The sequence below is a fragment of the Aureimonas sp. SA4125 genome (assembly GCF_019973775.1).
Lineage (GTDB): Bacteria > Pseudomonadota > Alphaproteobacteria > Rhizobiales > Rhizobiaceae > Plantimonas.
Window position 1 is genome coordinate 999,113 of the sequence record NZ_AP025032.1, and the last position, 12,497, is coordinate 1,011,609.

Consider the following 12,497-nt stretch of genomic DNA (forward strand, 5'->3'; position numbering starts at 1 on the left):
ACCGTCCTTTGCGCTTGTGTTGGAAGTCTGCAATATAGTTTGAGTGCGGCTGTCCGCACGAGGCACACCAGTGGAAATTAAGATGTCAAACCGCATGCAGAAAGCCCTTTGGGCAAGCGCCGCGAGTGTCGGCCTCCTGTTGTCCGGTGGCGCGACGGCGCAGAGCGTTTCGCCGGAAAACCTGCCAGTGGTCGATCCGATGGCTCAGCCATCCGCCCCGGCTCCGCAGGATGCTGCCGAACCCGTTGCCGCCGCTGGGGTCGCGCCTGCTTCGGGAGATGTCGCGTCGCTGGAAGCCCCTGTCCCGGGCTCCGTCATGCCCTCGGCTTACCTCTCCGGCTCGGCACGTGTGTCGGACGATATAATTTCCGGTTGGCTGGCCAACCCGCAGAGCATGATCGTCGCCAATCCTAATGCCGGGCTACCGATGTCGAGCTACGTTACCTCCCTGACCGGATCCGACAATCGGTCGGTCGCGGTATTGCTGACAATCGGCAGGGATGGCATCGCCAGTCCTGCGCAGCAGGCCGCAATCGGCGCTGGAATGGCCCGTGCAGTCCTGACCGCGCAGACCGTAGCGCCGGAATATGCGGCCTTTGTCCTGGACGCGGTCGCCCAAAGTGGGTCGCCGCGCGTGATTGCGGCTTTCCAGGCTGCTCTTTCGCAGACGGCCACCGCGGCTCTGGGCAATGCGGGCGCCGGTGCTGCCGGCGGCGCGGGTGCCGGCGGCGGACCCGGGTCGGTTTCTGGCGGCGGAGCCCAGGGCGCCTCGGGTGTTGCGGGTACGACAAGCACGGTTGCGACCTCGGACGGTTCATTCTCCGTCGGAGGCTCGGGTAGCCCTTCCTTTAGCACGACGACGACGCTGACCGATGGTGCCGCCACCGGGATCGCCAGCCCCGCCGGCTAGGTCGATTTCGGTGGAGTGACAGGAAGCGCCTTCCCTCCTGTCTTCATCTCCGATGGATTTCCGCACGTTGGCTTTGCCGGCGAGCTGGGGGTGATTGTCGACCCCCAGCGCTTATCGAAGGTGTCAGGCCACAAAAATCACTTATTCTGAAGATGGTGAGTGTGGTTTGTACTCAGGGTGGGGTGGCTTGGATCCTGCATCTAGATAGGCTCTTTAATGATCCATTTTTCGGAGTCGCAAGTTCCCCCCGTTGCAGCGGAATCAAGCGCTGATGGGGACGGCGGCTATTTTATTGATCTAGACCGGTTGCTGGCAGCCGTCAGGCGACAGATCTGGGTGATCATCGCAGGCGGCATCGTGGGGTTGGTGCTGGGCCTCGCCTATTTGATCACCGCGGTTCCGCTATATACGGCCTCGACCAATATTCTGATCGATCGCAGCAGATCGAAGGTGGTGACCGAACTCACGGGCCCCGCCACGACCGCCAACCAAGACGCCGACATGGACAGTCAGGTGGAATTGCTGAAGTCCAAGGAGATGGCAAAAGCCGTCGTCGTGGCGCTCAAGCTGAATGAAAATGATGATTTCCTCGCCGGTGCTCCGTCCGTTCTTGGCTCTGCCGTCGGCAGTGTCCGGTCCGTCGTCAGCTCGCTGAGCGATTTTTTGTTTCCCGCCCAGATACTTGATGACAGCGATGAAAACGTCGCCGATGCCAAGTTCGGCGCGGCGGTCGGCACACTCATGCGGGATATCGTCGTGTCGCGCGTCGGTACGACCTACGTACTCTCCGTCTCTTACACCTCGGCCATTCCCTATCTCGCCGCCAATATCGCCAATGCCTATGGTGAAGCCTATCTGGACGATCAGTTGCAGGCGAAATTCGACGCGACCAAGCGGGCGAGTGTCTGGCTTCAGGACCGTATCGCCGAGCTGAAACAGCAGTCGTTTGAGGCCGACCTGAAGGTACAGCAGTTCCGACGGGACAACGGGCTCATCACCGCGGGGGGGCAGCTCGTTTCCGAACAGCAGCTGTCGGAGATCAACACTCAGCTGGTGACGGCACAGGCGGCGACTGCGGAAAGCAAGGCACAGTTCGACCAGATCGAGAACTTGATCAAGAGCGGACGGACCGATGCGGTGGTCAACGATGCGCTCGCCAGCTCAACCATCAATTCCCTGCGTGGCAAGTATCTCGATGTTTCCAAGCGCGAGTCCGAAATCCGCGCCAAGCTTGGGCCAACCCATGTCCAGGTCATTCGCCTTCAGGCGGAGGTCCGGAAGTATGAAGCGCAGATATTCGAAGAGATGCGCCGCATAGCGGAAAGCTATTTAAGCACTTATAAAGTTGCCGCCAGTCGGGAAGAGTCTCTGCGCAATAGTTTGGCCGAGATCGTCGGCGTGAACGCAAACGAAAATACATCGCAGGTTAAGCTGCGCGAACTGGAGCGTGAGGCGGACACTTTCCGGTCACTGTACGACAACTTCCTGCAGCGGTACCAGGAAACCGTGCAGCAGCAGTCATTCCCGATCACCGAAGCGCGCGTCATCACGCAGGCAGCCGAACCGGCGCGCCCGAGTTCGCCGAAGAAGCCGCTGATCCTGGCGTTGTTCGCGGTGCTGGGCGTTGCTGCCGCCACCTGTGTCGGTGGGTTTCGAGAATATCGCGATCGCTTCTTCCGGATAGGCAATCAGATCAGGCGCGAGTTGAATGTCGAGTTTCTCGGCTACATGCCGATCGTGTCGAATGGACCGCTTCGCGACGAGCAGATCAGTGCTGCCAAGATGGAAGCGGGCGGGGACATCTGGCGGCCGGAGTCGATGGCGACGCATGTGCGCTTCCACCCTATGTCGCCGTTCGCCGAAACCCTGCGCAACATCAAGGTCGCAGCCGACATGGGAATGCCGGAGCTCTCATCGAAAGTGATCGGCGTTGTCTCCTGTCTCCCCTCGGAAGGCAAATCGACGATTTCGGCCAATCTGGGAATTCTCCTGGCCATGCAGGGCGCAAAGGTGTTGCTGGTCGATGGCGACATGCGAAACCCCGGCCTGACGCGAAGCCTTCAATCCATCCCGGAGAACGGGCTGATCGAGACCATTGTCGGCGCTTCGGAGTTTGAGGAAACGCTGCGGTGGGATTCCTCCGGACGCCTTGCTGTTCTGCCCACCGTCCTCAAGCGGCGCGTATCGCATACCGCTGAGCTTCTGGCCTCACCGAGCATGGCCAAGATGCTCGACAGCAACAAGAGCAAGTTCGACTATGTCATTGTCGACTTGCCGCCGATCGGCCCCGTCGTGGATGCCAAAGCCTTTGCGCATCGCGTCGATGCCTTCGTCTTCGTCGTCGAATGGGGGGAGACATCGCGCTACATCGTTCGCAGCATGCTGAGCCATAACCCGGCTATCGCTGCAAAGACCCTTGGCGTCGTGTTGAACAAGTCGGACGCGAGCAAGATGAAGCTCTATCGCTCTTACGGCGCGGTCGAGTATTATTCGTCGCAGTACAAAGGCTATTACCATAGTTGAGCATGTCTGGCCGAAGCGGCTCGGGATCCTCCTTCGCCTTGGCTTCTGCTGTGCGTTCGTCGGTTTCGCCGGGCGGGCGTTGGTAGAGCAGGTTTCGGCGTATCGGTTGGACCAACTGGCCAGCACGCTGAAGGTCATGCGTGAGGAGCCGCTTGCCTCGCCCGAGCGACAGGACCAGATTGGCGCGCTCCTGGAGCGAAATCGCAGCTGCAGCGGCAAGATGGCCAGCAGTCGCGTGACGGCCGCCTTGTTTCTCTTGAAGCGAAGCATGCTGGATTCTGTCCCGGTCGAGCAGCGGACTGAGCGCTTCGTCGGTGCGCAGGACGCAGTCGCGTTCGCGCTCAGATGCAATCCATTGGACGGCGGACTCTGGCTCGTCGCCGCCACGCTCGATCGGCTGGCCGTGTACGAGCCCGAGCGCTTCCTGCAATTCGTGGCCATGTCCATCCGGACTGCGCCTTACGAAGAGTCGGTACTTCAGCGGCGCTGGACCCTGTTGGCGCCGCTTCTGGGCGACAAGGTGGTGCCGATCTACAATCGCGTACTGGCCGATGATCTCCACGCTGCCTTGCGACTGGGAGCAGTCGCTACCGCTGTCGCAACAACGGCCGCGCTTCGCCAGAGCGGTGCCGGCGGCATCGCTGACGAGGCGTTGGCGCGACTTTTGCCGGAGCGTCGTTTGGCGCTACAAACCGTGAGCGATGGCAAGCAAGAACGGCAGAGCCGGGCTGCGCGGTTCCGTGTTTTCGATCTGGCGCCTCTCGGTTTCGGACAATCGAGCAGCCGCTGAGGCCGAGCGTTGTCACGCGGCGCGTGACCATCGCCGAGGGCCTCGCCGATGTTCGTTTCTCCCAAGGAAGACGGCTGCTTTGTTGCAGGGCCCGCCCCATGCCGGTCAGTTGTGAGTGTCGATCGCGGGGATTTGAGTAAGCGTCATCCCGGCTCCACCTTTCGCGCTGTGGCCTGACAGGCGAGTCTGACGATCTTGAAGAGGATCGTTCTGTGTCTGGATTTGACATTACGCTTAAGCCGATGCGCCGGGTCGAGGTGATCAACGGGGCTGGGGGACGGCGTCGCTGGTCGGCGGACGACAAGGCACGGATCCTGGAGGAGACCTTGGTGTCAGGCGCGGCGGTTTCGGAAGTGGCCCGTCGGCACGGGCTATTGCCGCAGCAGATTTTTGGGTGGCGGCGTGAGGCACGCCGTGTGTTCGATGCGGGCTCGGCGGCCTCGCCGGCTTTCGTGCCCGTCATCGTCGAACCGCCCTCGAGTGTCGTGCCGCACAATTCGCCGAAGCCGCCGCGCCGCAAGCGGGCTGCGGCTCGAAGCGGCGGCGGGATCGAACTGGAGCTCTGTGGCGTCGTTGTTCGCATTGGCCCCGACGCGAGCCCAACGACGATAGCGGCGGTGATCTCGGCGCTGAAGTGTGGTTCGTGATCGGGCCGACGGGCGCGGTCCGGGTGATGGTGGCAACCAAGCCCGTCGACTTCCGCAAGGGCGCGGAAGGACTGGCGGCGCTGGTGCGCGAGACGATGGGCGCCGATCCATTCTCGGGCACGGTCTACGTCTTCCGGGCCAAGCGGGCCGACCGGATCAAGCTGGTATTCTGGGACGGCACCGGCGTGGTGCTGGTCGCCAAGCGGCTGGAGGACGGCCAGTTCCGCTGGCCGAAGGCCCAGGACAGCGTCATGCACCTGACCGCGGCGCAGCTATCGGCGCTGCTCGAAGGCCTCGACTGGCGCCGAGTCCACGAGGTCCAGACCAGCCGCGTCCCGTCGTCATCAGGCTGACCTCTGGGGACACAAAAGCCTGTTGCCGCAGGCGTTGGGAGGTGATTCACTTCTGGCATGACACCCGCTGCCGACACGCTTCCCGACGATCCCGGCACGCTCAAGGCGATGCTGATCACCGAGCGTCTGCGGGCTGAACGTCTCGAGCAAATCATCAAGGAATTGCAGCGCCACCGCTTCGGACGCCGGGCCGAGACGCTGCCGGAAGATCAGCTTCTGCTGGGCCTCGAAGAGGTCGAGCAGGCCGCAGCCGATGACGAGGCGGCCGCAGAGGCCGCGGCTCCGGACGTTCGGACAGAGCGCGCCGCCAAGCGCCGGGCAAATCGAGGCTCGCTGCCTGCCCACCTGCCTCGGATCGAGATGGTCGTCGACATCGAGGACAAGGCCTGCCCGTGCTGCCGCCATGCCCTGCATGTCATCGGCGAGGACGTCGCCGAGCGGCTCGACATCGTGCCGGCCCAGTTCCGGGTGCTCGTCACCCGTCGGCCCCGCTATGGCTGCCGGGCCTGCGAGGGCGTTGTCGTCCAGGCGCCGGCGCCGGCACGGCTGATCGAGGGCGGCATGCCCACCGAGGCTACCGTCGCCCACGTCCTCGTCTCCAAATTTGCCGACCATCTGCCGCTCTATCGCCAGGCGCAGATTTACGCCCGCCAGGGCGTCCATCTCGACCGCTCGACGCTCGCCGACTGGGTCGGTCGAGCTGCCTTCCTGCTGCGTCCCATCCACGAGCGGCTGTTGGGCCACCTCAAGGCATCATCGAAATTATTTGCTGACGAGACCACGGCGCCGGTGCTCGATCCCGGTCGCGGCCGGACAAAGACCGGGCAGCTCTTCGCCTATGCCCGGGACGATCGGCCATGGCAGGGCGGCGACCCGCCCGCCGTTGCCTATGTCTATGCGCCCGACCGCAAGGCCGAGCGGCCCATCGCCCATCTCAAGGGGTTTGCCGGCATCCTCCAGGTCGACGGCTATGGCGGCTACAAGGTGCTGGCCGAGAAAGGGGATGTCCGGCTCGCCTTCTGTTGGGCGCATGTCCGCCGACGGTTCTACGAACTCGCCGCCGCCGGCCCCGCACCGATCGCGGCCGAGATGCTGGAGCGCATCGCTGCGCTCTACCGGATCGAGACCGAGATCCGGGGACGACCGGCCGAGGTCCGCCGTCACGCACGCCAGGAAAGAACGAGGCCCGTCCTCGACGCGATCGAGCTATTCCTGCGCGAGAAGCTCGCGCTCATCAGCCAGAAGACCAAGCTCGCCGAGGCGATCCGCTACACGCTCTCACGTTGGGAAGGCCTTTGCCTCTTTACAGGCGACGGCCGTGTGGAAATCGACAACAACACCGTCGAGCGCTCGATCCGCCCGCTGGCCCTGACCCGTAAGAACGCCCTGTTCGCAGGCTCCGACGGCGGGGCCGGCCACTGGGCCGTCATCGCTTCGCTGATCGAAACCTGCAAGCTCAACGGCGTCGATCCACAGGCCTACATGACCGCCGTCATCACGCTGATCGTAAAGGGCCATCCCAACAGCGGCATCGATGATCTCATGCCATGGCAGTTTAGGCCCACGGACGCGCTCGCCGACGTGGCTTGAGGACGACGCTTACGGATTTGAAGCACCACCTGAATCTGCGCGTGCGGCCAACAAGCCGCGGTGGCCGTGATGCGGGCCGCCAGCGGCCTGACGGCCGTTTCTCTCGACGCGGATCCGCTGGAAAACCGGTGCGGTTCAGCCGAGAGCAGGCTTACAGTTTGGGTTCGACACCCTGTGTTCGACAAAGATCCAGCAATCGGCCCAGCATGCGCTCGGTGAGCTCAGCGCGGCGTTCTGCGGTGCTGAGGCTCGGTGTCTCCGTCTTAGCGAGATCGGTCAGCTGCTGTGCTGTCATTTCCGCGCCAATCCCCATCAGGCGGGCGGTAACCTGGTTGCCGAGAACGAACTTTTTCGCCTGCTGCTTGAGCGCTGCGGCGACGCCGCCTTTGGGTGGCGGAGCGACGGCCGCGTGGCGAGGCGCGACGCGCTGGGTGATCTCGTTCGTCAACTGCGCCTGCGTGGGCTCGACGGCCTGACCCCATCGCCCGAGCGTCGGCATTCCCATGCGCAACAGGACTTCGCCGGACGGAGGCGCAATCACGCGCAGCTTCAGCGGCAACCCGACCGAGCGGGTCCAGTCCGTCCATTTGAAGACCGAGAAGCTCTTGTTGGTGGTGAAGGCAATCCATGGGATGCCGTAAGTGTCGGCGATGATCGCTCCGTGCAGCGACTCGGTGAGAACCAGCTTGGCCGAGGCGATCTTCGGAATAACGTCGCTGACCGCCCCCATGGGATCGATGAGCGTCATTCCGGCATTGCGACAGACCGAGTCCCAGTCGTTGTGAAGCAGAGTCTCCCAATGCGGGATGACGACGGTCCCGAGGGATGTTGACGGTTTGGGGTACAGTCTCGGCGACAGGATCGCTCCGTCGGTCAACGCCTTGTCGGCGTCGATCCCGAGTTGCTCGGCCGAGAGCGGCCCGCGCACGCACCACACCTGTCGGTTGCTGTCATGACGATCAACGGGGAGATAGCCGACGCCGCTGGAGAAGACGTGGAGCCGCTCGATCTCGGGAAACTGCATGCCGATGATCGTGCCGATACCGAGAAAGCCCTGACGGTTGTCGTCTTCAAAAAGTTCGGGCACGAGATGGGGCCAGAGAAAGCCGTTCAAGTCGTCCCCGAAATTCGGGATCTTGGTCTTAAAGTAAAGCAGACGCATGGACGGATCCTTTGGATTGTCGGCCGAGAAGGGGCGCTGGCGGCTCCCGTCCCGGAAGGATTGGGGCAGCAGGATTATCGGGGTAGAGGCCGCTCGCCGTGGCGTACGACCGTGGTCGTTCGGGTCTGCGGGGCATCGCTCGTTTGGTCAGACCATTTTCGGATTCCCGACTGCTCGCAGCCCTTGGCAAAGACAGCGTAGTCCTCAAGTCCGGGATCGACGCAGTCAATGGCCGTCGCCGTCCGTCCAAGAGCGACGGCGAGCGCCGCTGCCGTTGCCCGCTCGGCCAGGGAGGTTCCCACAGCAAGGTTGACGGTGCTGCCCTGCTTGACGCTCGAGGTCTTGCCGTCCGCGCTGTCCCGGATGCTCAGCGAGTAGTCGCAATCGACTTTCTCGTCGGCTGGATTTCGCTGGACGCGCCTGCGGACGGCTTCCGTCAGGGACCGGGCAAGAGGCGCCATGCTTCCTGGATGTTTCAGGATGCCCGCAGCGACGGCGCGCAAGTCGCCGGCCTTGAGGCTTGCAATGAGGTCGACGGACCGGGCGTAATTGCCGAGGCGACGACCGCGTTCCCGAACGATTTCGCTGGTCGGCGAGCCGGCCGGAAGAGCGCTGAGGATGGCGTCATTGGCTGCCAGCATCTGGCGGACCTGAGACGCGTCGATCCGGTGCGAAACCGACGTGGAGCGCCGACGGTAGAGATAGTATGGTTCCGGCACATAGACTACCTTTTCCCCGCCAAGGATGAACTGAGCGAGAAAGTCGAAGTCCTCACCAATCATCAGGTGCTCGCGGTAGTGGGCCCCGGAGCGACGGAGCGCCCGGACGTCTATGAGCGGCTTCATGTAGCCGAAGCTGCTCGCCTTGCCGGCCGTGTTCAAGCCGAACAATTCCTCCGCCGTCACGGGGATGACCGGGCCTTCGGACTGCCGGCCGATGAACAGCCAGGCGGTGCGTTTGCCGCCTGTGTCGCTAAAGGCGATCAGCTCGTCACCGACGATTGCGGCGCCCGTGTCTCTGGCCCAAAGCAACATGCGCTCGATCCGGCGCGGATGCATCACGTCGTCGGCATCACAGACCAGTAGCCAGTCGCCCCGGGCTTCGGCGATGGCCCGATTGCGAGCCGCGGCGGGGCCGCCGAATTTGCCGGAAATGCAGCGAACACGGGGGTCGACCTGGGCGTGCTGCGACACGCGCTCGACGGTTCCGTCGGTCGATCCGTCGTCAATGATCAGGACCTCGAGATTGCCGTGGGTCTGCGCCCGTGCGGAGGCGATGGCTTCGTCGATCAGATCCTCGACATTGTGTGCGGCCATCACAATGGAGACCAGCGTCCCGGTCTCCTCGAAGCGCGGATTGTCCATCATTATGGCCTCTCGGTCTGGCAAGGCGAAAGAGATCCCGCGCTGGATCCGCTCCCTCGGCTATCTGGATCAGTGCTGACGGCTGCGGGAGACAACAAATTCTGAGAATGTCGGGGTGTTGCGCCCGAGCAATCGGATGGCTGCCCCGCGCCCCGCCAGACGAAGTGTTTCGCGAAGGCCAAGGAGACGCTGGGCGCCGACCGGGATCAAGGCTTTCGACAAGACCCGCGCGCGTACCTCCGCCGACGAAGCCAGCCGCTCGTTCGTCAGGAAGGCTTTCTGCTGGGCCCGGCTCATGCCTTTCCAGACGTTGCGCTGCAGGCACTGTACCGCACGTTTTAGATCCAGCTCCCGCTTCAGGTAGGAAGCCGTACCGCCGCTGTCCCGGGTCGTCTGCTCGCCGTTCTCAGCCCAGACACCCAGGGGCTCCATGGCCACATAGATGTCCTCGGCAATTGAAAAAGTGCGCATGTATTCCTGAAGCGTGGCGTTGCAGGGATAGCCGATCTCCAGCTCCGTCTTCGCCGCGCTCGACCAGAACAGGCCGCCATTCGATACGCCGATCCCCGACAGCAGCGACGAGCGGAAGGTCGCGGCGTCGTAAAGTCCCTCCCGGAAGAGATCGTCGAGGACGCCACTCTCTCCCAGATAGGCGTCGGGCGAGCCGCTCAGATGTTCCACGACCTGATTGCGAAGAAGCAGCGCGACCCCGTAGGTTCGCATCAACTCGATGTTCTGCTCGATGAACGTCGGAAGCACGAGATTGTCGTCCTCCAACACAAAAAAGTAGCTGGCGCCGTGCGGGTTCTCCCGTGAAAAACACTGGTCTATGTTCTTGGAGGCGTAGCGTCGCGGCGCGTTCCGGTGATGGCGGATCCGAGGGTCGCCGATCTCCGAACAGACAAGTTCGCCCGCTGCATCCGGGTCATCGTCGTAGACGTCGCAGACCCAGTTCTGCCAGGTCTGATCCCGGAGTCCCTCAAGCGCTCGCCGCAGTGCCGCTGGCCGCTTGTAGGTCGGCGTGCGGATATGAACTAAGGCGCCGTCGTCTTGTGTCAGCATAATGTTTTCCACGAACTCGCCGATGAATTGCGCTTGAATTTCGCCGCCAATCCGACCTGTCGGCGGAGGAAAGGCCGTTCCAGTTCTACTTCAGGCGACGCTTAACTTCTGCCGCCGCGCCCTGACCAGAGCGACCAGCGGCTTGAGCCGGTGCCGCGAGGCTATCGCGACGATGACAAGGTAGACCAGGCCGCCCGCGAAGACCTCGATGGCCAGGCGCAGCAGCTGCTCTTCATCGCTCAAAAAGTGCCGAAGGCCAAGGACGACAGCCGCCATGGCGAGCGCGGCGCCTGCCGGAGCGAGAAACTGCTTGAGGTAGGTGGCTTGGCTGATGCCGACAAGACGGGACGCCATGCCCACGCTTGCAGGCCAGAAGAGGTAGGTCTTTACCGCGATCGCGATCACAACCGCGTCGACGCCGTACGAGTACCCGAAAGCAACGATGAGAATGGTGGCCACTTGCGAAATCAACTGATAGTAGAACCACCAGGCTTCCCTGTTCTGGCTCTTGAACAGGGAAGCCTGAATGACGCCGATGCAGCTGAGCAGTCCGATGGCGCAGAAGCCCTGCAAAGGCAGGACAGCCGGGATCCATTTGGGATCGAAGATCAGGGGAACCACATCGTCCGCCACGATTGCGAGGCCGGCAAAGGCCGGGAAGGAAATCAAGGCGGATCCGTACGTTGCCAGCAGGAACGCCTCCCGCACCTTGCGCTGGTCGTTCTGCAGCGAGGAAAGCAGCGTGTGAGACACATTCCCGAGCGCACCGGCGATCACATCGTTCAGCATGAGAAACACGCGCCGGGCAAAGTTGAAAATGCCGAGCGCGGCCGGACCCGCCAGCGAGCCGAAGGCGATCTGGTCGAGGCTCATCATCTGCATGAAACGGTTGCCGGATGCAAAAATTCCGTAGTGGGCGATCTGGCGGAGCGACTGGAGACTAAAGGCAAAGCGCGGTCTCCACTCGACACTCAGGAAAGACGCCACGCATGCAATCACCGACACGGTCACCTGCGAGACCGCCAGCGCCCAGAGACCGAAGCCAAAAAGCAGCAGTCCGATGCACAGAATGCCCGAAACGATGGCCGCGACAGTCGTGCGCAGGGCAAACAGGTTGAATCTCATCGATCGGATGATCAGCGCGTTCGGGACTGCCGCCGCCAGATCGAACAGGACTCGCGATCCCAGCACGGGTAGCAGCGCCGCCATGAGCGGCGCGCCCGTCAGACGGGCGATCGGCTCGGAAAGGGCGATGAGCAGGGCGTACAAGACCAGGGAAGAACCGAAACACAGCCAAAAGATCGTATCGAGATGGCTCCGGCTGATCTGAGAGCGCTGCACCAACGCTTCGGCGAAGGCGGCAGGCGCGATGGCACTGACGAAAGAGCCAATGCTCGCGGCAAGCGCGACCAGTCCGAAATCGACCGGTGACAGGTAGCGCGAACTGATGATGAAAACCGCGCTGCTGGTCAGCGTTGGAACGATCACGGTCACGCTGGACCAGATGACGCCACGCATGGCCGCCTTCTGCCGGCCCGTGGTCGGAGCGGCATATTCGTCAGGCAAAACGGGGATGCCGTTTGTCGGGTCGTCTCGCGATCGTCCGCTCTCGCTCAATGGCGATGGTCCTCTTCGGCCGTGCACGATTGTGTTTGGGTCCGGTTCCCAATGACGACCAAGGCATATTTCAAACGCTGTCAGTCTGCAATGGGCTATGCTCCAGGTCTGCCAGTCCGAAGCATCGATATCCTAGTCGCTCGCACGATATGGCAAGTAATATGCGGCATGAATATCTAGTGAGAGTGTCGAGACCCATCGAAGGTGAGGTTCGACTGCATGCGTACATTTGCTGACATCGAGGGTCGTCTTGCATGGCTGCTTCGATCTGGCCTCATTCCGCGCTTCCGGAGAACAACGAGGAGAGGGCGTAAAGCCCGCGGGAAACCGCATGGATCAACGATGGGCAGGGTTGCCGGAACGGGTTGGCCCGCAGATGGCGGTTTCGCCGGAGCGATCCTGGCCGACTGGCGCCGTTGCGCGGGGGGCGAGTTCGATACAGAACTGCCTCCCGACTCCCGCGTCTGAGCGCCCCAGAC

General features: G+C 62.8%; 10 protein-coding genes. 6 read left to right on the forward strand and 4 right to left on the reverse strand.

Features of this window, described 5'->3' with window-relative positions:
* The first annotated feature begins 82 nt into the window (after positions 1 to 82).
* The 6 genes from Sa4125_RS04570 (at position 83) to Sa4125_RS04595 (ending at position 6,813) form a co-directional block, all read left to right on the forward strand.
* Positions 83 to 910 (forward strand): hypothetical protein, encoded by an 828-nt coding sequence (locus tag Sa4125_RS04570; protein ID WP_224004130.1) that lies wholly within the window; start codon positions 83 to 85, stop codon positions 908 to 910.
* A gap of 216 nt (positions 911 to 1,126) precedes the next feature.
* Complete coding sequence (locus tag Sa4125_RS04575; protein WP_224004132.1) at positions 1,127 to 3,433, forward strand: polysaccharide biosynthesis tyrosine autokinase; 2,307 nt, start codon at positions 1,127 to 1,129, stop codon at positions 3,431 to 3,433.
* A gap of 106 nt (positions 3,434 to 3,539) precedes the next feature.
* A complete protein-coding gene (locus Sa4125_RS04580; protein WP_224004134.1) occupies positions 3,540 to 4,223 on the forward strand; it encodes a hypothetical protein in 684 nt (227 codons plus the stop codon).
* Positions 4,224 to 4,435: 212 nt separating this feature from the next.
* On the forward strand, positions 4,436 to 4,870 hold the full coding sequence (locus Sa4125_RS04585; protein ID WP_224000735.1) for a transposase: 435 nt from the start codon (positions 4,436 to 4,438) through the stop codon (positions 4,868 to 4,870).
* Positions 4,867 to 5,223, forward strand: coding sequence for an IS66 family insertion sequence element accessory protein TnpB (gene tnpB, locus Sa4125_RS04590; protein ID WP_224000737.1), 357 nt, complete (start codon positions 4,867 to 4,869; stop codon positions 5,221 to 5,223). The genes Sa4125_RS04585 and tnpB overlap by 4 nt, the downstream gene beginning before the upstream one ends.
* 57 nt (positions 5,224 to 5,280) lie before the next feature.
* Positions 5,281 to 6,813, forward strand: a complete 1,533-nt coding sequence (locus Sa4125_RS04595) for an IS66 family transposase (RefSeq protein WP_224000747.1) — start codon at positions 5,281 to 5,283, stop codon at positions 6,811 to 6,813.
* 151 nt (positions 6,814 to 6,964) lie between these two features.
* Here Sa4125_RS04595 and Sa4125_RS04600 read toward each other — a convergent pair whose 3' ends face one another.
* The 4 genes from Sa4125_RS04600 to Sa4125_RS04615 all read right to left on the reverse strand — a co-directional run bounded on the left by Sa4125_RS04600 (position 6,965) and on the right by Sa4125_RS04615 (position 11,919).
* A complete protein-coding gene (locus Sa4125_RS04600; RefSeq protein WP_224004136.1) occupies positions 6,965 to 7,837 on the reverse strand; it encodes a polysaccharide pyruvyl transferase family protein in 873 nt (290 codons plus the stop codon).
* Between the two features lie 212 nt (positions 7,838 to 8,049).
* Positions 8,050 to 9,342, reverse strand: a complete 1,293-nt coding sequence (locus Sa4125_RS04605) for a glycosyltransferase family 2 protein (RefSeq protein WP_224004138.1) — start codon at positions 9,340 to 9,342, stop codon at positions 8,050 to 8,052.
* A gap of 66 nt (positions 9,343 to 9,408) precedes the next feature.
* The gene (locus Sa4125_RS04610) at positions 9,409 to 10,401 is read right to left on the reverse strand and encodes a glycosyltransferase (protein WP_224004140.1); all 993 of its coding nucleotides are present in this window, start codon (positions 10,399 to 10,401) and stop codon (positions 9,409 to 9,411) included.
* Between the two features lie 90 nt (positions 10,402 to 10,491).
* On the reverse strand, positions 10,492 to 11,919 hold the full coding sequence (locus tag Sa4125_RS04615; RefSeq protein WP_224004142.1) for a lipopolysaccharide biosynthesis protein: 1,428 nt from the start codon (positions 11,917 to 11,919) through the stop codon (positions 10,492 to 10,494).
* Positions 11,920 to 12,497: the final 578 nt, after the last annotated feature.